This is a genomic window from Bacteroides sp., assembly GCF_030151085.1.
Classification (GTDB): domain Bacteria; phylum Bacteroidota; class Bacteroidia; order Bacteroidales; family Bacteroidaceae; genus Bacteroides.
This window is the reverse complement of sequence record NZ_JASLER010000013.1, coordinates 1-24614: the sequence shown is the minus strand read 5'-3', so window position 1 is coordinate 24614 and position 24614 is coordinate 1. Positions and strand designations below refer to the sequence as shown.

The window sequence follows — 24614 nt, the reverse complement described above, 5'->3', positions numbered from 1 at the left end:
TTTTCTGACACCGGAGTAGGTGGTAAAAGACATACGTATCTCACTGGTCATGACATACCGTATCTCATGGGTGATGACATACTGTATCTCATGAGGTATGACATACGGTATCTCATAGGTGGTGACATACGTATCTCACTGAGGCCTTCTCCAATACTGCCCTACAGATACTTCTGAGAGGGCATACAGGGATAGGAAAGAAAATATATAAGAAAAAGGAAGGAGTATTTATCATGGTAAAAAGCAGTTACACAGATTTCCTGCAGGAAGCCCGGAAATTCATTCCGCAAGAAAGGATTTACACCGACGAACTTCGCCGGCTGGCATGGGGTACGGATGCAGGATTCTACCGTCTCATCCCCCAGATAGTAATCCGTTCGACGGAAGAAGGTGAAGTCTCCGAGCTATTGAAGCTTGCCGACCGTTACAGTCTGCCCGTCACCTTCCGGGCGGCAGGAACCAGTCTATCCGGTCAAGCCATCAGCGATTCTATCCTTATTGTAGCCGGCAAGCACTGGGAAAAATATTCCATTTCTGACGATCACGAACAAATCACCCTTGAACCGGGTATTATCGGGCAACGGGTAAATGAACTGCTAGCACCCTACGGACGTAAATTCGCACCGGACCCTGCCAGTGTAAAAAGTGCTATGGTAGGAGGTATCGTCATGAACAATGCTTCGGGAATGAACTGCGGCACGCATGCCAATAGTGACAAAGTACTCCTCTCCGCCCGTATCGTACTGGCGGACGGTACCCTGCTGGACACCGGTAACCCCGTCAGTCGCGCCTCTTTCGAAGTGACCCATCGTGACTTCATCCGTCATATCTGCAATCTTCGCGACCAAGTACGTGCTGATGAGAAACTGGCAGAACGCATCCGTTATAAATACTCCATTAAAAACGTTACCGGACTCAATATCCTGCCTTTCGTGTGTTTTGACGATCCGTTCGATATAATCACTCACCTCATGGTAGGCTCGGAAGGAACCTTGGCTTTTCTGTCGCAAGTCACCATGAAGACTGAATACGACTATCCCTGCAAGGCAAGCGCCATGCTCTATTTCAAGAGTATTAAAGATGCCTGCCGTGCGGTAGTAGCCCTCAAGAAACTGACCAATGAGAAAGACGAGTGGATTGTAAAAGGTGCCGAATTGCTTGATTACAAAAGCCTTTCCTCCGTCAACGACCCCATCTTCCTGCGTTACAAAGGCGAAGTTGCCTCATCCGTCCTCCCCGGCGTAGAACCGGGCGACGAAACCGGATTAACCGCCATACTGACCGAAACCAAGGCTTGTACCCCGGATGAACTAAAACAGAACATTGCCGCAATAGAAAGCACATTAAATGCTTTTGAAACCTATATTCCCGTACATTTCACAGACAAACCGGAGGAATATTCCAAATACTGGGCTATCCGTTCCGGTATCTTCCCCTCAGTGGGCGGCACCCGCCAACCGGGAACCACTTGCCTGATCGAAGACATCGCCTTCCATATAGAAGACCTGCCCGAAGCTACGGCAGAACTGCAACAGCTCATAGCCCGTCATGGCTACGACGATGCCTGCATCTACGGACATGCCTTGGAAGGCAATTATCACTTTATTATCAACCAATCTTTCAGCACGCCGGCCGAAGTGAAACGCTACGAAGATTTGATGAACGACGTCAAGACCTTAGTAGTTGACAAATACGACGGCTCCCTGAAAGCCGAACACGGCACCGGGCGCAACATGGCTCCATTTGTCCGCTATGAATGGGGAGATGCTGCTTTTAATGTTATGAAAGCCGTCAAGGATCTTTTCGACCCCAAAGGCTTACTGAATCCGGGAGTCATCTTCAATGACGATCCTCAATGCCATATCAAGAACTTCAAGCCGTTGCCACTTATTCCTCTGAGCGATAATAGTCCGGCAACCAAAGTCAATCGCTGCATTGAATGCGGCTTCTGCGAAGTAAATTGCCTCTCCTGCGGATTCACATTATCCTCACGCCAGCGCATCGTATTGCAACGTGAGATTTCACGTCTGAAGCAAAGTGGCGATGACCCGCAACGCCTCGCCCTACTGGAGAAACAATACAACTACCCCGGCAACCAAACCTGTGCGGGAGACGGATTGTGCTCGATGTCATGTCCCATGGATATCAACACTGGTGACCTCACTCACGTCATCCGACAAGAAGCCCTGCCTATCAATAGTCTGGGTTACAAAGCAGGAAACTACGCCGCCAAGCATTTTGCCGGTATCAAGAGTGTACTCCGCCCTGTACTGACCCTTGCCGACTTCGGTCACAGCATCCTCGGCACCAAAACCATGAGTAGCATTACAAAAGGTATGCACAATGCTCTTGGTGTCCCTCTATGGACTCCCGCCATGCCGAGAGCCTATTCAATGAAGAAGGAAGAAATTCCTCATTCTTCATTAAACAAAGTTGTCTATTTCCCCAGCTGTATTAATCAGACAATGGGTCTGCCCAAGAAATCGTCTGTAGAACAGCCATTGGTCAATAAGATGATTTCTTTATTGCAGAAAGCCGGTTATGAAGTAATCTTCCCAAAGAATATGGAAAACCTTTGTTGCGGCACTATCTGGGAGAGCAAAGGTATGCTGGATATTGCCGACTGCAAATCGGCCGAGCTGGAAGCTGCCCTTTGGGAAGCCAGCGAACAAGGCAAATATCCCGTGTTATGCGACCAAAGCCCCTGTTTGCACCGCATGCGCGAAACCATCAAGAAGATGAAGCTTTATGAGCCCGCCGAATTCATATATACCTTCTTGCGGGATAAGTTGGACTTTACCCCGTCTGACCGTACCATCGCCCTACATATCACCTGTTCCATGCGGAAAATGGGATTGGCAGATACCATTATCGCCCTTGCCCGTCTCTGTACCAGCCATGTAGTTATCCCCGAAGAAGTGGGTTGCTGTGGCTTTGCCGGTGACCGGGGTTTCACCTATCCCGAGCTTAACACATACGCCTTACGTAAACTTCGCCCCCAAATAGAAGCAGCACGAATAAGCATCGGCTACTCCAATAGCCGTACCTGCGAAATCGGACTGACCACCAATTCGGGCATTCCATACGTATCTATCGTCTATCTGGTAGATCAATGTACAGTAGCAAAATCTAAATAACTAACACACCAAAGCCTCATGAACAGTCCAAAAACGAACAAACGCCTACTCGCCCTCGATATCCTTCGAGGTGTAACCATCGCAGGCATGATTCTGGTTAATAACCCGGGATCGTGGGGACATATCTATGCTCCCTTAGAACATGCCGAATGGATAGGATTGACCCCCACAGATCTGGTTTTCCCCTTCTTCATGTTTATTATGGGTATATCGACCTACATCTCACTGAAGAAGTACAACTTCGAATTCAGTCACGCCGCCGCTATGAAGATACTGAAACGTACCATCGTTATATTCATCATTGGTATGGCTATCGGTTGGTTCTCACGGTTCTGCTATTATTGGAGTTCCGCCCCCGAAGACCTCAGCTTCGGTGAAAACCTTTGGGCGTCCGTATGGACTTTCGACCGCATGCGTATATTGGGTGTCATGCAACGTCTGGCACTGTGCTACGGAGCAACTGCTATCATTGCACTGACCCTCAAGCACCGATATATCCCCTACCTCATTGTAACTTTGTTATTGGGGTATTTCATCCTGCTGGTATTCGGCAATGGCTTTGCTTACAATGAAACAAATATCCTGTCTATTGTCGATCGTGCCATCCTTACCCCTGCACACATGTACAAAGACAATGGCATTGATCCGGAAGGAGTATTAAGTACTATTCCCGCTATCGCACATGTTTTGTTAGGCTTCTACGTAGGACGCTTGATGCTGGATGGCAACAAGTCGGAAGACCGTGCCACTTTCCTCAATTCACAACTCATCACATTATTCCTGGTAGGTGTTATCCTTACCTTCTCCGGTTTTTTGCTGAGCTACGGATGCCCTATCAGTAAAAAGATATGGTCACCTACCTTTGTACTCGTCACTTGCGGTCTTGCATCCAGCTTCCTGGCACTGCTCATCTGGATCATTGATGTGAAAGGGTACAAGAAGTGGTGTATCTTCTTCGAGTCATTCGGCGTAAATCCGCTGTTTATGTACGTACTGGGTGGCGTACTGAGTATCCTCTTCGGAAGCATCAGTTTCCCATGGGAGGATGGAAGCATCAGCATACACGGCTTCTTTTACAAGATACTCCTCACACCTTTATTTGGTGATACGGGTGGTTCGCTGGCTTATGCCTTACTGTTCGTCGCCATCAACTGGTGTATCGGTTATCAACTTTACAAACGGAAAATATATATAAAGATATAGTGATATGATTCTAATAGCAGACAGTGGCTCTACTAAAACCGATTGGTGTTTAGTAGAGAACGGAGTACCTCTCCAGCAGATTTTCACAAAAGGAACAAATCCATTCTTCCAGTCGGAAGAGGAAATCAGTAATGAGATAGCAACCGCACTTCTACCTCAGTTAAAATCAAACGAGTTGGACGCCGTCTATTTTTACGGAGCCGGCTGTGGATTCCCCGATAAAATAGGAATGGTGCATCGCGCCATAACCAAACACCTCAAAGTTAAAGGTGAAGTGGAAGTTAGCACCGACATGCTGGCAGCTGCACGCGGACTATGCGGACATAATGCCGGTATTGCCTGCATCATGGGCACAGGCTCCAATTCTTGTTATTATGATGGAAAAGAGATTGTGACCAATGTCTCCCCATTAGGTTTTATATTAGGAGACGAAGGTAGTGGTGCTTGCCTGGGTAAGCTATTGGTAGGCGATATCCTTAAGAATCAGACGACACCGGAACTGAAAGAAAAGTTCCTGACCCAGTTTAATCTGACTCCTGCCGATATCATCCACCGTGTGTATCGCGAGCCGTTCCCCAACCGCTTCCTGGCAAGTCTGTCTCCATTTCTTGCACAGAACCTGAATGAGGCTTGTGTACGCATACTTGTACTGAATAGTTTCAAGGCTTTTCTGAAACGCAATGTCATGCAATATGATTATCAGCACAATAAGGTACACATGATCGGTTCAGTAGCTTTCCACTACAAGGAAGTGTTGGAGGAAGCCGCACAGGAAATGGGCATCCAGTTGGGCACCATCATCAAAAGCCCGATGGAAGGACTGATAAAGTATCACAGCCAGGCCTCACAAATCACTAATCACTAATCACTAAATCATTATTCTATGGCATTCGAAAAAATCTCAGAGCAACCTTCGCTCTACACTGACTTGGAAAAGAAGTCTGTACATGAAATTCTGGAAGATATCAACACAGAAGACCAGAAGGTGGCACTTGCTGTGCAGAAAGCAATCCCTCAAATAGAGAAGTTAGTAACCCAGATTGTCCCCCGCATGAAACAAGGTGGACGTATCTTCTATATGGGTGCCGGCACTAGCGGTCGCCTCGGTGTTCTCGATGCCTCGGAAATACCACCTACATTCGGCATGCCTCCTACATTAATCATCGGTCTGATAGCAGGTGGCGATACCGCCTTGCGCAACCCTGTGGAAAATGCCGAAGACAATGTCACTCGTGGCTGGGAAGAACTGGTAGAGCGCAATATTACGGACAAGGATACGGTGATCGGCATCGCCGCTTCCGGAACGACTCCCTACGTAATCGGAGCCATGCATGAAGCACGTGAACACGGAATACTTACCGGATGTATTACCAGCAATCCCGATTCGCCAATGGCAGCCGAAGCAGACGTACCCATCGAAATGATTGTAGGACCGGAATATGTAACCGGAAGCTCACGTATGAAGTCAGGTACAGGTCAGAAGATGATTCTGAATATGATTACGACTTCTGTTATGATTCAACTGGGACGTGTGAAAGGCAACAAGATGGTTAATATGCAACTCAGCAATCAGAAGTTGGTAGACCGTGGTACTCGCATGATTGTCGAGGAACTCGGACTGGATTATGGCAAAGCGAAGGCTCTGTTACTCATGCACGGTTCTGTAAAAAAAGCATGTGATGCTTATCGAGGTAAATAATACAATTAAATAGTATGAAACACATTCTCTCCACTTTGATTCTTTTTGCACTTGCCTTGCAAGCCAGTGCACAGCCCTTGCAACGGGTAGCCCCGGAACAAGTGGGTATGGACTCACGTAAACTGATGTATGCCGACAAAGCCATTGAGCAAGCCATTGCCGACAAGAATATCCCCGGTGCCGTACTAGCTGTAGTGCGAGGTGGCAAAATGGCATACCTGAAAGCATACGGCAACAAACGCATCTACCCTAACGTAGAGCCAATGACTGTCAGCACCATCTTCGACATGGCTTCTTGCAGCAAGTCAATGAGCACAGCTGTCTGCACTATGATATTGGCAGAACAAGGCAAGCTCCGCATGCTCGATCCCGTCAGCATGTATATCCCCAACTTCAAAAGTTGGGAGAGTGAAGACGGAAAGTCTAAGAAAACCATCCGCATTGCCGATTTGATGACACACTCCTCCGGCTTGCCTCCATACGCTCCCGCAGCAGAGTTGGAAAAGAAATACGGTTCGCCCAATCCTGACGGCCTAATGGAGTACATTGCCACTTGCAAGCGCGACTTCGAACCGCAAACCGACTTTCAATACAGCTGTTTGAACTTCATCACCCTGCAACATATCATTGAAACCATCAGCGGAAAGTCTTTACGTGAGTTTGCCCGTGAAAACCTCTTCGATGTGCTTGGCATGGATCACACCGATTACTTGCCTTGCCAACGCGACAAATCCGGAAAATGGAGCAATACCGCCGATGCTCACTGGGCAAGCCTGACCGAAGGCGACTGGCATAGCCTCATTGCCCCAACAGAGAAACAACCCGACGGGCAAGTCCTTTGCGGACAAGTACACGATCCGTTAGCGCGTGTATTGAACGGCGGTATCAGTGGTAATGCCGGTGTATTCTCTTGTGCTGAAGATATTGCTGTTCTTTGTGCCGCCCTGCAAAACGGTGGCGAGTGGAACGGTCATCGCATTCTCAGCCCTCTCGGTGTAAAAGCCATGCGTACAGTACCCCGTGCTACCGCAACTCTAGGACGTACCCTTGGCTGGGATAACTTCACTGCCTACGCCTCGAATAATGGAGATTTATTCAGTCCGAATACTTACAGCCATACCGGATATACAGGAACTTCTATCGTTATCGACCCTGACAACGATACTTCTGTTATCTTCCTGATTAATGCCGTACATCCAGAGGACGGACATAGTACTGTACGCTTGCGTTCACTGGTTGCCAATGCCGTAGCTGCTTCTATCTATCCAACTCCGCATATATACACCGATCATTATTACAAACGCTTCCTTCAATTCATGGACGAACCCGCCATCACGAGCAAAGATATCGTTATGTTGGGCAATAGCCTGACCGAAGGCGGAAAAGATTGGGCAGAACGCCTCGGTAACAAGAACGTTCGTAATCGTGGCATCAGTGGCGACAACGTAATGGGCATCTACGATCGCCTTCATCAGATATTACCCGGTCATCCCGCAAAACTCTTCTTACTTATCGGCGTGAACGATATTTCACAAGACTCCACCACGAACGGAATTATCAACAACATCGGCATGGTAGTAGATCGCATTCGCAAAGAGTCGCCCGATACCCGAGTTTATCTGCAAAGCCTGCTACCCATCAATGAAAGTTTCGGTCGCTGGAAGAAGCTGGAAGGTAAATCAGCCATGATCCCCGAAATCAATGCCGGACTAGAAGCATTAGCCCGTGAGAAAGGCATCACCTTCGTCAATCTCTTTCCGCTTTTCACCGAAAAAGGAACAAATGCACTTCGCCCTGAACTTACCAACGAAGGGCTGCACCTGAATGAGGAAGGGTATAAAATTTGGGCCAAGGAGTTGAAGAAGAAAATATAATCCTTAAGAAGTTATGAGTTATATGTTATAACTCATAACTTCCTTACTGCCCGGGAACCACATCGTGCGATACACCGTAATAACCCGGCATCGGCACATAGATGGGCTGTGTTCGTAGTCCGATATTCTTCAGTTTTCCCGCTTCACGCAACTTGCGCAGGCGGTCGGCGGCAGTCGTTCTAGTCAACTTGCAAAGACCTTGAAAATCTCTTCGCGTCAATACCTGATTGGTGCTGAAATACTCTTTGAGCCGCACATCTATCTCTTCTTCAGTCAAATTACCGGAATGCCTTGAATACTGGCTATGGCGCAACTTCACCGGACCGATGGAATCTTTTAGTTGCTGGTCCGAACGGAACTGGATAGCTTTCAGTTTCACCTTTTCGTTGCGCCGTGGCGTATCAGGGGTTATTTCTTCCGTACATTCCAGCGAGGGATAGAAGTAACCGATACCATCCAGATGCACCTGCCGCCCTTCGCGAAGTTCATCGCCCATAACGTCGCTCAACGCCTCAAGCACCGCCGATACATCAGCCTCCGACAGCGAACTGCGTTTCTGAATAATCGACTTCAAATCTTTTGTCTCCACTTTACCATTCAGTATGATACGTGCATGGAGTCTTTTCTCCTTCGGCTGATGCGGTGCCACCGGATTTTCATACCATTCAAAGAGTATAGCCATAGTCTATTGATTTATCAGATACATACTATTATCCCGTTACACACAAAGGATTATCCTGTTAAACATAAGGGATTATCACATTATACACAAGCAATCATCACCGTTCGACCATGGTAAAGAGATTTTCCAACCATCGCCGGACGTTCGTTCAACCTTCGTCGGAATATCATTCAACCATGGTTGAACGTTATCAATCACTTATGCAAAAGTAGTGAAAAGATAATGGATAATCTCATAAAAGCTTATGTTAATCGCGATAGCAGATAATTAATTACTTCTTCATGAATAGTTTGAAAACGGTTATCCGCATGTAGCCACTCCGTTGCAGAATATTCACTAAAACAACCAAAGCTATAGTACAAAAAAAGAAATGCACCTCAAAAGTTTTATAATCAACTTTTGAGGTGCAATTCTTTAGGTAACTTCTTCTTTATAGAAGCAGTTACCATTATAAAGACCGAGTCTTTAATTAATGCCTTTCAATATCAAATCGAATGTTAATACAGAATAACCCGGTATCGTTTTTGTCGAACCATACGGAGTATAATCTGACGTACCATATCCGCTTTCCCATGGAATATACAGCATCCAACGTTCGCCTACCCGCATATACTGCAAAGCTGCAGTCCAGCCTGCAACTACCTGATTAACCGCAAAGGAAGAAGTTGCATCAAACGGAGTCGGCTCTTTCAATGGTTTTGTAATAATCCGGTCGAGTGCTCCATAGCCTTTGAAACAACCATCGAATTCATCGCCTGTAATGTAAGTACCATAATAGTATGTGGTTACATTACTTGTATAAATAGGAAGCTCACCAGTAGTATTTGACACCAGTTTCTTACAATAGACATATTGACGTCCGTTACTTGTACCGGCTGTAGTTTCAATAGCAAACAGGTCACCTTCAGGAACCTTCTTTAAGTCCTCCATTGTAGCCACATACATATCACCCGTTTCATGCTTTATTGAGTCAATAAACGCTTGATTACGTTCTTTCCAGTTATCATACTTACCTACTTCCTTCACTTCTTCACAAGAAACGAATGTACCTGCCAAGAATAACAAGAAAGGCAAAAACAAAAGGATGGTTTTCTTCATCTAACTATTAATTTTGATATTATTTATTATTGCAACGTTTTCAGCAACGATGTGATGCTTACACGGTCTGCAATGATATTGTTCAGTTCAGAAATAGCTACGCGTTCTTGCTCCATCGTGTCACGGTTACGCAAAGTCACGCAGTTATCTTCCAGAGTCTGGTGGTCTACCGTTACACAGAACGGAGTACCAATGGCATCCTGACGACGGTAACGCTTACCAATAGAGTCTTTCTCATCGTATTGGCAATGGAAGTGGAACTTCAAGTCGTCGATGATCTCGCGCGCTTTCTCAGGCAGACCATCTTTCTTAATCAATGGCATAACAGCCAGTTTCACCGGTGCCAGTGCAGCAGGCAATCTCAATACTACGCGAGATTCACCGCTTTCTAATTGCTCTTCGCAATAAGAAGCAGACATGATACTGAGGAACATACGGTCTACACCGATAGAGGTCTCAATAACGTACGGCACATAGCTTTCGTTGGTTTCAGGGTCGAAATACTTGATGTTCTTTCCGGAGAACTTCTCGTGTTGAGACAAGTCAAAGTTCGTACGGCTATGAACACCCTCCACTTCTTTGAAACCAAACGGCATCAAGAATTCAATATCTGTAGCAGCATTGGCATAATGAGCCAATTTATCATGATCATGGAAACGGTAATGGTCATCACCAAAACCAAGAGCTTTATGCCATTTCAGACGAGTTTCTTTCCACTTAGCAAACCAGTCGAGTTCAGTTCCCGGTTTTACGAAGAACTGCATCTCCATCTGTTCGAACTCACGCATACGGAAGATGAATTGGCGTGCCACGATTTCATTACGGAATGCTTTACCAATCTGTGCAATACCGAAAGGTATCTTCATACGACCGGTCTTCTGTACATTCAGGTAGTTTACAAAGATACCCTGTGCAGTCTCCGGACGAAGATAAATCTTCATAGCACCATCGCTGGTAGAACCCATTTCTGTAGAAAACATCAGGTTAAACTGACGTACTTCCGTCCAGTTCTTTGTACCACTGATAGGACAAACGATTTCTTCATCAACAATAATTTGACGAAGTTCGTCAAGGTTGTTGTCGTTCAAAGCCTTGGCAAAACGTTCGTGCAAAGCATCGCGTTTAGCCTGGTGTTCCAACACACGTCCGTTTGTATTGCGGAACTGAGCTTCGTCAAAAGCATCACCAAACTTCTTAGCGGCTTTAGCAACTTCCTTATTTATCTTGTCATCATACTTAGCAAGCTGATCTTCTACCAATACATCGGCACGATAACGTTTCTTAGAGTCTTTATTATCAATCAAAGGGTCATTGAAAGCATCTACGTGTCCGCTGGCTTTCCAGATAGTGGGGTGCATAAAGATAGCTGAATCGATGCCGACAATGTTTTCGTGCAGCAGCACCATACTTTGCCACCAGTATTGCTTGATGTTATTTTTCAATTCCACACCCATCTGACCGTAGTCATATACGGCTCCCAGTCCGTCGTAAATATCACTACTAGGGAATACAAAACCATATTCCTTGCAATGCGATACGAGTTTCTTAAAAACGTCTTCTTGTGCCATTTTCTGTTGTATCTAAATTAATTTGAATCTTATTTTTAGCTAAAAAGCGCCACAAAGATAGGGATTTATATCATAAATGGGACCGATGAAGGTATTAATTTATCTTATCGGTGACACAGATAGCTACGCGGTTCTCTTCGATCACTGAGAATGGTTGAACTGTATCGCCCTTAAAATCGAGTATAATTCTATCGGATGCAATGCCGCTATTCTTCAATACCTTTACCACAGCTTGCGCACGTTCTTTAGACAAGCGCATATTAATAGCAGGCGTACCGGTAGCCTTATCCGCATATCCGCATACAGTAACTTTCATCTCCGGAGTTTTCTTTAGGAAAGCTATCAGGTTCAATAGCTTATTCTCTTCGGAGGGACGTATTACAGCTGAATTTATTTTGAAAAAGACATGCTCGGTCCACGGTTTTATCTCTTCTTTTACTTCTATTTTCTTCTCTTCGACCGGTACAATTACCTCTTCTTTAACCTCTCTTACCACTTCTACGGGCAACGGAGCCGTTTCATAACGCACAACATTGGTTCTTTTTGTGGTTTTTCCAAACTTGAAAGTTAATCCCGCCAATGCATTGAATTGCCAATCCGGATTATCCGCTTTCTTAGAGTTGAATTTATCAGAGAGGACGTTCGCATTTACTTCGATGTTGAAAGATACACAGTTACTTAAGCGCATGTTTGCACCCAATCCGCCTCTGCCGGCAAAAAATACTTTTTTACCCTTCCATAAATACTCCCCGCTGTAACCGGCATTATCTAATGCAATGGCATCATCGTTATTGAACGCTCCGTTAATGCCCGCACCCAAGAACATATAAGCATTAAAAAAGCGCTTGCAGTTATAACGGCAAAACAGATTACTCAAATCGAGTGTTGCATCTACATTCCCTTGCAGAAAGTTGAACTTATAAGCATCCGGAAGAACTGCCCACGTGCCTTTTGCTTGCCATCCACTGATACCCGCACGTATTCCCCACAGGGAAGTGAACTTGTATCCGGCTGAAAGAGCTGCCGCTGGAGAGATAAGTTTTTCAAGTCCGGTTTCACCCACTGTCTGTGCGGCGCCCGCTTGAACTTGCATATACCAATGCGGAGTAAAAACAGTTTCTTCATCCCCGTTAATCTGTTTTGAAGAAGCAGTTTGCCCTAAAGCAGCCAGAGTACTCAGGCTTAAAGCAAAAAGCAAAAGATTTCTTTTTAATTTCATAATCAATTATTTTTCTAAGTAATGAATATTGCAATCTGAAAAAGCAAGATCATGAAAAAAGAGGATGCCCCCGCTTGGGACATCCTCCATCATAACATGTTTTACTTTTCACGATTGTGAAAGTGAGACCTATCTTCACAGACGAGTTTCTTATATTACTGGTTATTTGAGATCCAGAATTAGTTTCCTTCAGTTTTCTTGATTTCCATATAAACTGCAGTCTTCACAGTACCCCACTTATAAGTAACGATTACAGGAATCTTAACCTTGAATGCCTGAACGTTATTAGTGTTGTTTGTGTAAGTAATTGTACCGTAAGGATGAGCTGTAGCACCTGTTTGATCGATAACGATCTGATCAGTTACTTTCGCTAACTTCTGAGTTTCGAGGTCACCCTTATTCAAGTCACAAGTTATGTTAGCCTTGTCAATTGCGATAGATTGTACACCATAGTAATTATAGTAAGTAGTTCCATCGTAATCAGCAGTCTTTTCGAACTTGTAATCTCTCCAGTCAGTCAAGTAAACCAAGTCAAGCATCTTCACTGAAGAACCGGCATCTTTACCATCAACGAAGTATTTGCCAGTGTTCGGGAATACGTTAACAGGACGCAAGAATGCTGCATCGAATTCACCATCAGTCATCGGCAAGTTCATGTCACACTTGTTAGTCAAGATAACATCAACCTTAGCGCTGAACGGAGTTTCGCTATGAGAGTAAGTATTCAAGATTGCTTTTGCAACAGCATTATCCTGGTATGCAATTTCACCAGTAGCCTGGTTAATCTTAGCTACATCTTTATAAGCAACACTACCCTTCGGAGCAGCCTGCAATAAAGTTTCACTTGCAACATGCAATACATAAGTTACACCGTCGTTACCCAAAGCTTCAACTTTTTCGTTCTTGCTAGCAAAGATATACTTGTAAGTTACATTCTTGATCTGGAAGTCTTCGCTTGCAGCATTGTTCAACTTGAATGAAGGTTTGTTGCCTACGAATACGTTATCCATATCAGAGATGAATGCACAGTCATTAGTCAATGTACCAGGAACTACAGTGTTGATTCTGATACCGCTCATGGTGTTATACCAGTATTCAGCGATCTTGCTACCAGCATCGAAGCTTGCAGAAGGAGAATTAACAACAGCAGTGAATGTGATAGTTACATTGCCACGAGAATCATCATTCTTCGGTTTGTAAGTAGCTGTAGCAGTTACTTTGCCTTCTTTCTTATTGATTGCGTTCAATGCATCAAACGGAGTCAAAGTCCACTTCAGACAGATAGTTTCACGATCTGCATCAGCATCAGTCAACGGAGATACAACACCATCATCAGTTGCTTTCAGTTTAGCATTTCCATTTACATCTACATCCAATTCATAGATTGCGTGGAAGTCAGCCTTAGTCAAACCAAGCTTCTGATAGATATTAATGTTCATTTCCATATACTGTACAGTGTACTTCTGATCGTTGCAGCTCAAGTTGAAGTTACCACAATCTTTAGTCCAGTTCAGACCGGCAACATCACCTCTTGTGATCTTAACCTTGATCCAACCAACATTAACAACTTCACCGTCAGAAATTCTTTGTAATTCTACGCGAACCAAAGGCATACGGCCTACAGCAGCGATAGGAGCTTCAGTTACACCTTCGATGCTTGCCACCAATACACTACCGTTCAATTTTGCGAATGAACTTTGGTTAGTCTTGTTTTCTTCACCCTGATAGTAATCAGATAAAGTGTAAACCAGCTTCAAACCGTAGTCAGCTAACTGAGCGTTGGTAAGTGTTTTTTCAGTACCAATTTGTTCACCTTGAGTCTTTTCTTTGTCGGCAAACTCTTTATAATGAGTTTCAACATAATCCTTCAAGTCAATACCCTTAGTATTGTCATAAGCAACTTCACACATCGGATCAGCCTTGATTGCATCTTCAGCTTTACCAATCAAATTGCGTTGGTTGTCTGCACCATACAAGTGTGCCTTATCAGGAGTAGCGATTGATTTAGCATTAGCCAAAACAAAGTCTTTCATCACTGTTTTGTAGATAGCAGCATAGTCAGACTGGATTGTCTTGCTTCCACCATTTACATTAACGGTAGCTTTCAAGTTCATCACAGTAATCTTAGAAGCATCTATTTTCTGGATAGATTCGCTGTTACCATTGAATACAACTCTCAACAAACCATCTTCGATAGAACATTTGCTCAGATCTACATCACCGATAGCAAAAGCAGCACGGGTACCAATGAAGTCTTTATCATCAGCAGTTAATACTAACTTAGAGATTTGTTTCATAGTAACGCCAATCGGACTTACATGATAGTAAGCAACCATATCAGGAGTAATATTGCTAGCTTTAGCAGCAGCAACGGGTGCTTGCCAAGTTTCACCAACAGCACTCAATGTATATGCGTTCTTAGCCCACTTAGTGTAAGTCAAGTTAGCAGCCTTCATAGCTTCAACACCGCTCAGATAAGCAGCCGGTTTAAATACCAAGCTTGTCAAAGGCAAAGCATCAGCTACATAGAAAGGATATTCTACACCGTTAATAGTAAAGGTATAGCCTACAACTGCGCCGTCTTTCTCTATTACGGCAATGCTGCTGGTAGGAACCTTAACACCTGTCTTAGCACCATCATACAATACTTCGCCTCCAGCATTTACAGTCAATTTTGCAGGATCGAATCCGGCAGTTGCTGCGGGAAGGTCTGCAGAAGAAACTTCCTGTCCACCCTTTTTCAGTACAACCTTACCACCAACTACTTCTATAGTATATTCCGGCAAATTTTGTGCAATCGTACAAGAAGAACTCTTATCGTTAGCATCAACGATAGTCAGCTTTCCAGTAGCTGCATCATAGGTTACACTTTTAATCCCATTGTTGCCAATAGAGGTTTTAAGTTCATCGAGGCTTTTGTTGATTTGGCCGATTTCGTTATCGATACGCTTGATGTCATCATCATAGTCTTTGCAGCTGATGAAAGACGTCGTGGTAGCGAGTGCCAATGCTCCAAAAAGCACCACTTTAACAAATCTTTTTCTCATAATTGTTTTTAAATTACATTAATAATATATTATTAAACACTCTGTCTCAAGATGTCTTGCAACTATTCATAGTTCTTACACGTTGACATGCCAATTTCTATTTGCATTGATTTACGTTCTTTCCGTTACTTTGCAGGTAACGGAAAAAGATAAAAGCAAACCATGCAAACACGAACCTCATTTCATGCCGGGAAGCAGTATGTGTGTAAATATGAATAACTTAGCTTATAGTAAGAGGTGGAGATTATGATTAAAAGATAAAATGATAACATGCATACAAAGGAAAATTCAGACAGTATGTTGAAAGGGATTTTAATGGAAATGTATAATGTACTTATTTACAGATTACTATTTTTTAAGAAATATCTACCAAAAGGTCAATATAAGCCCTCTCCTCAAAGCGTTTTGTTTGAAGAAAGAAAAATAGATGACAAGTCCAGTCTAAAGTATGCCGTCTTTTATTTTGTGTTTTCTGCGTCTTTCACAAAAGATATTACCATTTGATTTGCTTCGTCTATTTTCTTGTTATGGAAAGGTTTCAAATAAGTTTCCGTAACACTGATAGACGAGTGCCCCATTGCTTCCGATATAATGCCAGGATGAATTTCACAATAGTACGCCATAGTGGCCCACGTATGCCTTGCAGTATATGTACTGAGGCTTACCTTCATGCCTGTTTTCTCTTTTAAAGCAGTCAGCCGGTAATTAAAGCTACGTAACGCCGATTGATATTCGCGATAAGCAGCCTCAGAACCTTCTCTGCTATGCAATATAGGAAATAAATAAGGAGAATTTTTATTTGTATCGGCCATAATATGCACTAATTGCATAGCCTCAGGAGATAGTACCACAGTTAATATACGTCCTGTTTTGCGGCGACGATAAACTAAAACATTGCCCTGCAGGTCCTTTTTACGCAAATAAGCCAAATCAACAAAAGGAAGTCCACGTAATAAGAACATAAGTACAAACAACATTTTAGTCTTTTGCATATTCGAAGGTGATACTTTCCTTGACAAGTCCATTTTAGTTCCCCGGATCAATCCGCTCATATCCGAAGCCTCTAATGCCCTCTTTTTATCAGCACGCGTACCAGTGTACACATGTTCGAACAACCTGGGAATGTAATGCGTATACCTCAAGTCCACCGCGCGATTATAACAAGAACGAAGCGTTTTCATATAAGTGGAAACAGTATTCCAACTACAATCCCGTTGCCGCAAATAAACTTCGAATTGTTTTAGAATCGCAGGATTCAATTTACGGCAAGATAATTCACGATGGTTATTGAATGCAGAAAATACATTCAAAGTGGTTTGATAAATATGGGCTGTTCCCCATTGCCCATTTTCACGAAGCTCTCCAATAATAGTTGACAGCATCTCTTGTAAAGCAATCTCTTTCATTTCAATACAGTTAATACATTTTTAATTAGTAAATAGGTGTAAGCGTTTATGTTCTATGAATTCAACATACGTATAAATTCATTAATAATAAAGAGTATAAAAAGTCCATTAACAAAAATGTGGCTTTTAGCAGTGTTTTTTCGATTTATTATAAAAAAACTTCAGCTTTATTTGCTCATTTATAGAAAAACGCTTATGTTTGCACGGAAATTTCTTCCGTTACCTGCAAAGTAACGGAAAGAAATGAAAGCATTTTTTGTCAACAATATTTCCCTTTTCTATAAGTTGGGCAAAGATGATATATTTTGAGGATTTTATTTCTCTAATAAATTAAGATATCCCTATCCTAATCACAATAAATTTCATTTTCCTTAAACCATATTATCCCTTTATTTGTTTTAAATGAAATAGGCATCGGACATCTCTACAATATATATACAAAAAACATGAAAAGGTCCCAGAAGAACTACATCATTTACGTAATTATGTTGCTCCTCTTCGGAGCTTTGATTTATTTTGCCATTGATGAAGGCGATCGTTTTTCACATTATGCGGCAGGTACATTAGGCATGGTACAAGATTCCCCTTTCGAAATGTTCCGCCAATTCCTGACTGCTAATATTCACCATCCATTAACAATTTTACTTTTCCAGATTATCGCGGTGCTGCTGATGGTCCGCTTATTTGGATTTCTATTCAGTTATATCGGCCAGCCCAGTGTTATTGGCGAAATTGTCGCCGGTATCGTCTTGGGACCTTCCGTACTCGGTTTTTTCTTTCCGGATGCTTTTCATTTCCTGTTCCCTGCCAGTTCATTAACCAATCTTGAGCTTCTTAGCCAAGTGGGTTTGATACTTTTCATGTTCGTCATTGGTATGGAACTCGACTTCAGAGTTTTAAAAAACAAGATTAACGAAACGTTGGTCATTAGTCATGCGGGTATATTGGTTCCGTTCTTCCTTGGTATTTTATCCTCGTATTGGATTTACGAGAAATACGCCTCGTCTCATACACCATTCCTGCCTTTTGCCTTGTTTATCGGTATTTCTATGAGCATAACCGCATTTCCCGTACTTGCGCGTATCATACAGGAACGCAATATGACGAAAACTCAACTCGGCACTCTGACTATTGCCTCCGCAGCCAATGATGACGTAACAGCCTGGTGTTTACTTGCCATTGTTATTGCCATATCTAAAGCCGGTACTTTTGCTAGTGCTCTTTATTCCGTAGGACTGGCTATAGCTTATATTGTCGTCATGTTCTTACTAGTCCGCCCATTCTTGAAGAAAGTAGGGGAAGTATACGCCAATCGCGAAGCTATTAATAAAACATTTGTAGCCTTTATCCTGCTGATATTAATCATATCTTCCTGTATCACTGAGGTGATAGGCATACATGCCCTTTTCGGAGCATTTATGGCAGGAGTAGTGATGCCTTCCAACATAGGTTTCCGCAAGGTAATGATGGAAAAAGTGGAAGATATCTCATTGGTCTTTTTTCTTCCATTATTCTTTGCATTTACAGGGCTTCGCACACAAATAGGATTGATAAATAGTCCGGAGTTATGGGGCGTATGCGCATTGTTGATAGCTGTCGCTATTGCAGGAAAACTAGGAGGCTGTACTATAGCTTCACGCCTTGTAGGTGAGTCATGGAAAGATAGCTGGACAATAGGAACCTTGATGAATACTCGTGGTTTGATGGAACTTGTAGCTTTAAACATCGGTTACGAAATGGGAGTATTACCGCCTTCCATCTTTGTGATCCTGGTCATTATGGCATTAGTAACTACATTCATGACAACTCCCCTGCTCCATCTGGTTGAGCGCTACTTCACTCGGAGGGAACAGAAATTATCTCCTAAACGAAAACTGATACTTTGTTTTGGACGCCCCGATGCAGGTCGTAATCTACTATCTATTTATAATCAATTATTTGGGAAAGAGCTGAAGAAAGAACAACTTATTGCCGCACACTATACCATTGGAACTGATTTAAATCCACTGAATGCCGCTCAATATGCAAAAGAAAGTTTTACACCGTTGAACCAACGTGCTTCAGAACTTGGCATTTCTGTTGAAAACTACTACCGTGTTACGGATAAGCTCGTACAAGGTATGATTCAATTTGTGAAGAAAGAGCAACCGGATATGTTGCTTTTGGGTGCGCGAAGCCATATTCAACCCGACAAATTCGGTTCTCCGGGTACTATTCTTTGGCTGTCGTTATTACGTGATAAAGTAGACGAAGTGATAGAACAAGTAAAATGCCCGGTTGCAGTTTTTCTGAATCGTGGTTTCCAAGAGGGGTCTACTACCAATTTCGTTTTAGGAAGTACGGATATGTTTCTATTCCCTTTTATCGAAAAAATGCTCAGAAACGGGCAGCAACTAAAACTATACTTATTCAAAGATGATAATGAGAAACTCCAGGAAGTAAATAAACTACTAGAGCAGTATTCTCAGCAGTTAGTCCTTATTGACTACGTCGATCAGGAGGAACTAAAAAATGAGGACAAGAACGGTTTGTCAATTATGAGTTACGCCACTTACTCGAAATTAGTTAATGATGAAGCCATTATGGAGAACCTCCCATCACTACTTGTGATTCGCAGAGAAATTAAACAATAACGGATAAAATAAAGATTATAGAATGCTTTCTCTTTCTTCTTTGCATCTTTTCCCGATAAATTTCGTATTTTTGCGTGCAACTGAAAATTCAGTAATACCATAGAATAGACAATTCCCTGACAAATATGAGCGAAGATTTTGAAGCACCAATAGACGATTTGGATAAAGAACTCCCTGCACAAGGGAGCGAAGAACATTCAGATTACAAACCTGCGGACACAAAAGATGTCAACGTGAAGCATCAGCTAAGCGGAATGTACCAAAACTGGTTTTTGGACTATGCTTCGTACGTAATTCTGGAACGTGCCGTGCCTCACATCATGGACGGTTTGAAGCCTGTACAACGTCGCATTCTACACTCCATGAGGCGTTTGGAGGACGGGCGCTACAACAAAGTTGCTAATATCGTAGGACATACCATGCAATTCCACCCGCACGGTGATGCTTCTATTGGAGACGCCCTTGTGCAGTTGGGACAAAAAGATCTGCTTGTGGATTGCCAAGGTAACTGGGGTAACATCCTGACCGGTGATAGTGCTGCCGCACCGCGTTATATCGAAGCACGCCTCTCCAAGTTTGCCCTCGACGTGGTATTCAATCCTAAAACTACCGAATGGAAACTTTCTTACGACGGAAGAAACAAAGAACCGGTCACACTCCCGGTTAAGTTCCCACTATTGCTAGCGCAAGGTGTAGAAGGTATTGCCGTAGGTTTATCATCAAAGATATTACCACACAACTTCAACGAATTGTGTGAAGCATCTATTCAATATCTGCATCACGAAGAATTCAAATTATATCCCGATTTCCAGACCGGCGGCTCCATCGACGTTTCCAAATACAATGATGGTGAACGTGGCGGTGCGGTACGAGTACGCTCTAAAATAGAAAAGGTTGACAACAAAACACTTGCCATCAAAGAAATACCTTTTGGCAAGACTGTAGCTACCGTATGCGACTCCATTGTAAAAGCGAGTGAAAAAGGAAAAATCAAAATACGCAAGGTAGAAGACCTAACCTCTGGTAGCGTAGAAATCCTCGTGCACCTGGCACCGGGCGCTTCATCGGATAAAACCATCGATGCGCTCTATGCTTTCACCGACTGCGAAGTAAGTATTTCACCCAACTGCTGCGTCATCGACGACCAAAAGCCTCACTTCCTCACCGTCAGCAATATATTACGTAAATCTGTTGACAACACTTTGGCATTGCTTCGCCTGGAACTGGAAATACGTAAGGGGGAAATATTAGAGAGCCTGCATTTCTCCTCATTAGAGAAGATTTTCATTGAAGAACGCATCTATAAAGACAAAGAATTCGAGCAAGCCAAAAGTATGGATGCTGCCTGTGAGCATATTGACTCGCGACTGACTCCTTATTATCCGACTTTCATCCGTGAGGTAACCAAAGATGATATACTCAAGCTGATGGAAATCAAGATGGCACGTATCCTCAAGTTCAACTCCGAAAAGGCAGAAGAATTAATTGCCCGTATGAAGGGGGACATCGAGGAAATAGACCGCCATCTGGCAAACATCGTAGAATATACCGTAGACTGGTATCGAATGCTGAAAGAAAAGTATGGCAAAGGTTTCCCACGACGTACTGAGCTCCGCAACTTCGACACCATCGAAGCAACCAAAGTTATCGAAGCTAACGAGAAGCTATATATCAACCGCGAAGAAGGTTTCATTGGTACAGGACTAAAGAAAGATGAGTTTTTAGGAAACTGTTCTCCTATCGACGATGTCATACTCTTCTTCCGCGATGGTAAATATATCATCACTCCGGTTGCAGAAAAGAAATTTGTCGGAAAGAATATACTCTATGCCAGTGTATTCAAGAAGAACGACAAGCGCACCATTTACAATGTGGTTTACCGTGATGGCAAAGAAGGTACGCACTACATCAAGCGTTTTGCTGTAACTTCCATCGTACGCGACCGGGAATATGATGTAACACAAGGTACACCGGAATCACGTATCATGTACTTCACGGCTAATCCTAACGGGGAAGCAGAAGTGATTAAAGTTACTTTGAAACCGAATCCACGGGTACGACGCATTATCTTTGAAGAAGACTTCAGCGCCATCGGTATCAAAGGAAGACAAGCCATGGGAAATATCCTGACCAAGCTACCTGTACATAAGATAGCCCTGAAACAACGTGGAGGCTCCACACTAGGCGGACGTAAGGTTTGGTTTGACCGTGACGTGTTGCGCCTCAACTATGATGGACGCGGAGAATACCTCGGTGAGTTCCAAAGTGAAGACAGTATCCTCGTTGTTCAGAATAGCGGTGATTTCTATATCACCAACTTTGATCTGAACAATCACTATGATGACAGCATCCGCGTATTGGAGAAATATGATCCGAATAAAATATGGACAGCCGTACTTTATGATGCCGACCAACAGAATTATCCATATATCAAACGTTTTTGTTTCGAAGCTTCTCCACGTAAGCAGAATTATATCGGTGAAAACAAGAATAGCAGTTTGATCTTACTTACGGACGAATACTATCCACGCCTTGAGGTTATCTTCGGCGGACATGATAATTTCCGTGAACCACTGATTGTAGATGCCGATGAGTTCATTGCCGTTAAGGGATTCAAAGCTAAAGGTAAACGTGTGACCACCTTTACCATTGAAACAATCAACGAACTGGAACCAATCCGTCAACCCGAAACATCACAACCGAAAGAGCAGAATGACGAAGAGCCTGAGATACTAGACCCCGATCATGGTAAAAGCGAAGGAGATATAGTAGATGAAATAACAGGGCAAATGCAACTATTCTAAGTAATAAATGATCAGTGAATAAATGATTCAGAAACTATATAAAATAGGAATATTCCTCATCCTGCTATCAGGCAGCATCGGAGTGAAAGCTCAGGAAGGTACTGTTTTGCCAAAGCAGTATGCCGATTCTGTTTTTCAAGGTATACAAGCCACTTCTCCCGGTTTAGAGCACAATCGTATAATCACCCGTGCTACCATGTACGGAGCAGGTTTTACAAATGTATTCGATACCTATCTTTCTCCGCAGGAATACAGAGGCATTGACTTTCGCATTTCCCGCGAAAGCATGCGCATGACTAAATGGATGAAAGGGAATGTGTCTTTGCAGACTTTCTTTCAGGCAGACTTGGGATATACTCACAACAAGGTAGACAATAACAATACCTTCTCAGGGCTGGCAAATTGGAATTATGGGTTACATTACAACTTCCCTATCACAAGTAACTTCAAACTGCTTGCCGGAGGTGTAGGAGACTTTAACGGTGGTTTCGTATATAATCTTCGCAATGGGAACAACCCTGCCTCGGCTCGCGCCTTCATTAATCTTGCCGCATCGGGTATGGCTATCTGGAATCTGCGCATCAAGAACAGCCTTCTTACTTTAAGGTATCAAATCAACCTTCCTTTAATGGGCGTTATGTTCTCGCCAAACTACGGACAGTCTTACTACGAGATTTTCACATTAGGTCATTGGGATGGAGTCATAAAATTCACCTCCTTGTACAACCAGCCCTCCATGAGACAAATGCTGACTGCCGACTTCCCAGTAGGACGTGCCCGAATGCGATTTGGCTATATATGGGATGCACAGCAGTCCAATGTCAACAACATAAAGACACATACGTATTCGCATGTGTTCATGGTGGGATTTGTAAAAGAGCTATATTTATTTCCTAACAGGAAGTATAGTAAGTAAGAACCTTCGTTCCACATAATTAATAATGAATATGAGAATCAAAATATACCGCTTCTGTTTTTTACTCTTCCTGCTTCCTCTTCTTAGCGGATGTATTCGCGAAGAGGAATTCAACAATACCCCTCAAGGTAATTTTGAAGCATTGTGGCAGATTATTGATGAAAAATATTGTTTTCTTGATTATAAACAGATAGATTGGAATGCCATCTACAACAAATACCAGCCAAAAATCACTTCAAACATGAGTAACGACGGTCTGTTCGAAGTATTGGGGGATATGCTTGCCGAGTTGAAGGACGGTCACGTCAACCTGTATAATTCGTCTAACATGGCACGCTACTGGGACTGGTATTTGGATTATCCGCGTAACTTCAACGAAAGCATCATCGAGAAATATCTCGGACGTGATTATCGTATTGCCGGAGGCGCCAAATACACCATTCTGAATGATAATATAGGCTATGTATATTATGGCGATTTTTCCAGTCCCATTGGCGACGGAAACCTGGATGAAATACTCTCCTATCTAGCAGTTTGCAACGGAATAATCATTGATGTACGAAACAATGGAGGAGGCAATCTGACTTATGCTACCCGTTTTTCCGCCCGTTTCACCAACGAGAAGGTATTAACAGGATATATTCAGCACAAAACGGGTAAAGGGCACAATGATTTCTCCGAACCTGCCCCGATCTATCTGGAACCATCCAACAGTATCCGTTGGCAAAAGAAAGTTGCCCTCCTTACCAATCGTCATTCTTACAGTGCCACCAATGATTTTGTAAATTCGATGCGCTACTTCCCTAATGTAACCCAAATCGGTGACAAAACAGGTGGAGGTTCCGGACTTCCCTTCTCTTCAGAATTACCTAATGGATGGGGTGTACGTTTTTCTGCCAGTCCACACCTGGATGCAGCAAAACAGCAGATTGAATTCGGCATTGACCCCAAAATAAAGGTAGATATGACTAAAGAAGATGAAGCAAAAAACCTGGATACCATCATTGAGGAGGCAAGAAAACTACTGAAAGTTACTCCATAATCGACTTTATCCGCCAAACTGTTTGTCAGAATGAAAAATCTTTCTATCTTTGCCCTCGCTTTAGAGAAAAGCCACGCGGGTGTGGCGTAATTGGCAGCCGCGCCAGACTTAGGATCTGGTGCCGAGAGGCGTGTAGGTTCGAGTCCTATCACCCGCACTTTATATACTCTAAGACAAACAACTACAAGCAATTTAAAAACCTCTGAGAATAACATCTCAGAGGTTTTTTTATGAAATAATTAAAGCGTAATTATAAAATATAGCGTATATTTGTTTTTTAATAAAG

At 43.2% G+C, this 24614-nt stretch carries 15 protein-coding genes and 1 tRNA gene; 10 read left to right on the top strand and 6 right to left on the bottom strand.

The window, feature by feature from the left end; all coding sequences use genetic code 11:
* The first annotated feature begins 233 nt into the window (after nt 1-233).
* From Q1W14_RS02900 to Q1W14_RS02880, 5 genes are read left to right on the top strand one after another with little or no spacing between them, the layout of a single operon-like run.
* Entirely contained in the window at nt 234-3137 is a 2904-nt protein-coding gene (locus Q1W14_RS02900) for an FAD-binding and (Fe-S)-binding domain-containing protein (protein WP_300699122.1), read from the top strand.
* 18 nt (nt 3138-3155) lie between these two features.
* Nucleotides 3156-4340, top strand: a complete 1185-nt coding sequence (locus Q1W14_RS02895; protein WP_300699120.1) for a DUF5009 domain-containing protein — start codon at nt 3156-3158, stop codon at nt 4338-4340.
* A gap of 4 nt (nt 4341-4344) precedes the next feature.
* Nucleotides 4345-5205, top strand: a complete 861-nt coding sequence (locus Q1W14_RS02890; RefSeq protein WP_300699118.1) for an ATPase — start codon at nt 4345-4347, stop codon at nt 5203-5205.
* Between the two features lie 18 nt (nt 5206-5223).
* Nucleotides 5224-6039 (top strand): N-acetylmuramic acid 6-phosphate etherase, encoded by an 816-nt coding sequence (gene murQ, locus Q1W14_RS02885; protein WP_300699116.1) that lies wholly within the window; start codon nt 5224-5226, stop codon nt 6037-6039.
* Nucleotides 6040-6053: 14 nt separating this feature from the next.
* Nucleotides 6054-7913, top strand: a complete 1860-nt coding sequence (locus Q1W14_RS02880) for a serine hydrolase (RefSeq protein WP_300699114.1) — start codon at nt 6054-6056, stop codon at nt 7911-7913.
* 43 nt (nt 7914-7956) lie between these two features.
* Here Q1W14_RS02880 and Q1W14_RS02875 read toward each other — a convergent pair whose 3' ends face one another.
* The 6 genes from Q1W14_RS02875 to Q1W14_RS02850 form a co-directional block, all read right to left on the bottom strand.
* The gene (locus tag Q1W14_RS02875; RefSeq protein WP_300699113.1) at nt 7957-8595 is read right to left on the bottom strand and encodes an HU family DNA-binding protein; all 639 of its coding nucleotides are present in this window, start codon (nt 8593-8595) and stop codon (nt 7957-7959) included.
* Between the two features lie 465 nt (nt 8596-9060).
* Complete coding sequence (locus tag Q1W14_RS02870; RefSeq protein ID WP_300699111.1) at nt 9061-9693, bottom strand: FKBP-type peptidyl-prolyl cis-trans isomerase; 633 nt, start codon at nt 9691-9693, stop codon at nt 9061-9063.
* Nucleotides 9694-9719: 26 nt separating this feature from the next.
* On the bottom strand, nt 9720-11261 hold the full coding sequence (locus Q1W14_RS02865; RefSeq protein WP_300699109.1) for a glycine--tRNA ligase: 1542 nt from the start codon (nt 11259-11261) through the stop codon (nt 9720-9722).
* 94 nt (nt 11262-11355) lie between these two features.
* Nucleotides 11356-12480 (bottom strand): OmpA family protein, encoded by a 1125-nt coding sequence (locus tag Q1W14_RS02860; RefSeq protein ID WP_300699107.1) that lies wholly within the window; start codon nt 12478-12480, stop codon nt 11356-11358.
* A 179-nt stretch (nt 12481-12659) separates the two neighbouring features.
* Nucleotides 12660-15527: a hypothetical protein gene (locus Q1W14_RS02855; RefSeq protein WP_300699105.1), complete on the bottom strand. Its 2868-nt coding sequence runs from the start codon at nt 15525-15527 to the stop codon at nt 12660-12662.
* Nucleotides 15528-15985: 458 nt separating this feature from the next.
* Nucleotides 15986-16933 (bottom strand): site-specific integrase, encoded by a 948-nt coding sequence (locus tag Q1W14_RS02850; RefSeq protein WP_300699103.1) that lies wholly within the window; start codon nt 16931-16933, stop codon nt 15986-15988.
* A 446-nt stretch (nt 16934-17379) separates the two neighbouring features.
* Here Q1W14_RS02850 and Q1W14_RS02845 point away from each other — a divergent pair, with 446 nt between their 5' ends.
* The 5 genes from Q1W14_RS02845 to Q1W14_RS02825 all read left to right on the top strand — a co-directional run bounded on the left by Q1W14_RS02845 (nt 17380) and on the right by Q1W14_RS02825 (nt 24485).
* Nucleotides 17380-19566: a cation:proton antiporter gene (locus Q1W14_RS02845; RefSeq protein ID WP_300699101.1), complete on the top strand. Its 2187-nt coding sequence runs from the start codon at nt 17380-17382 to the stop codon at nt 19564-19566.
* A 125-nt stretch (nt 19567-19691) separates the two neighbouring features.
* Nucleotides 19692-22370 (top strand): DNA gyrase/topoisomerase IV subunit A, encoded by a 2679-nt coding sequence (locus Q1W14_RS02840; RefSeq protein WP_300699100.1) that lies wholly within the window; start codon nt 19692-19694, stop codon nt 22368-22370.
* Nucleotides 22371-22392: 22 nt separating this feature from the next.
* Complete coding sequence (locus Q1W14_RS02835) at nt 22393-23286, top strand: DUF3316 domain-containing protein (protein ID WP_300699098.1); 894 nt, start codon at nt 22393-22395, stop codon at nt 23284-23286.
* Between the two features lie 31 nt (nt 23287-23317).
* Entirely contained in the window at nt 23318-24328 is a 1011-nt protein-coding gene (locus Q1W14_RS02830) for a S41 family peptidase (RefSeq protein WP_300699096.1), read from the top strand.
* A 75-nt stretch (nt 24329-24403) separates the two neighbouring features.
* Nucleotides 24404-24485, top strand: a tRNA-Leu gene (locus Q1W14_RS02825).
* The last annotated feature ends 129 nt before the right edge of the window (nt 24486-24614 follow it).

Coding starts and splice junctions, on each gene's coding strand:
- Q1W14_RS02830 (WP_300699096.1), top strand. CDS start 23,318: ATGAGAATCAAAATATACCGCTTCTGTTTTTTACTCTTCCTGCTTCCT.
- Q1W14_RS02880 (WP_300699114.1), top strand. CDS start 6,054: ATGAAACACATTCTCTCCACTTTGATTCTTTTTGCACTTGCCTTGCAA.
- Q1W14_RS02865 (WP_300699109.1), bottom strand. CDS start 11,261: ATGGCACAAGAAGACGTTTTTAAGAAACTCGTATCGCATTGCAAGGAA.
- Q1W14_RS02840 (WP_300699100.1), top strand. CDS start 19,692: ATGAGCGAAGATTTTGAAGCACCAATAGACGATTTGGATAAAGAACTC.
- Q1W14_RS02890 (WP_300699118.1), top strand. CDS start 4,345: ATGATTCTAATAGCAGACAGTGGCTCTACTAAAACCGATTGGTGTTTA.
- Q1W14_RS02895 (WP_300699120.1), top strand. CDS start 3,156: ATGAACAGTCCAAAAACGAACAAACGCCTACTCGCCCTCGATATCCTT.
- Q1W14_RS02860 (WP_300699107.1), bottom strand. CDS start 12,480: ATGAAATTAAAAAGAAATCTTTTGCTTTTTGCTTTAAGCCTGAGTACT.
- Q1W14_RS02870 (WP_300699111.1), bottom strand. CDS start 9,693: ATGAAGAAAACCATCCTTTTGTTTTTGCCTTTCTTGTTATTCTTGGCA.
- Q1W14_RS02850 (WP_300699103.1), bottom strand. CDS start 16,933: ATGAAAGAGATTGCTTTACAAGAGATGCTGTCAACTATTATTGGAGAG.
- Q1W14_RS02845 (WP_300699101.1), top strand. CDS start 17,380: ATGAAAAGGTCCCAGAAGAACTACATCATTTACGTAATTATGTTGCTC.
- Q1W14_RS02835 (WP_300699098.1), top strand. CDS start 22,393: ATGATTCAGAAACTATATAAAATAGGAATATTCCTCATCCTGCTATCA.
- murQ (WP_300699116.1), top strand. CDS start 5,224: ATGGCATTCGAAAAAATCTCAGAGCAACCTTCGCTCTACACTGACTTG.
- Q1W14_RS02875 (WP_300699113.1), bottom strand. CDS start 8,595: ATGGCTATACTCTTTGAATGGTATGAAAATCCGGTGGCACCGCATCAG.
- Q1W14_RS02900 (WP_300699122.1), top strand. CDS start 234: ATGGTAAAAAGCAGTTACACAGATTTCCTGCAGGAAGCCCGGAAATTC.
- Q1W14_RS02855 (WP_300699105.1), bottom strand. CDS start 15,527: ATGAGAAAAAGATTTGTTAAAGTGGTGCTTTTTGGAGCATTGGCACTC.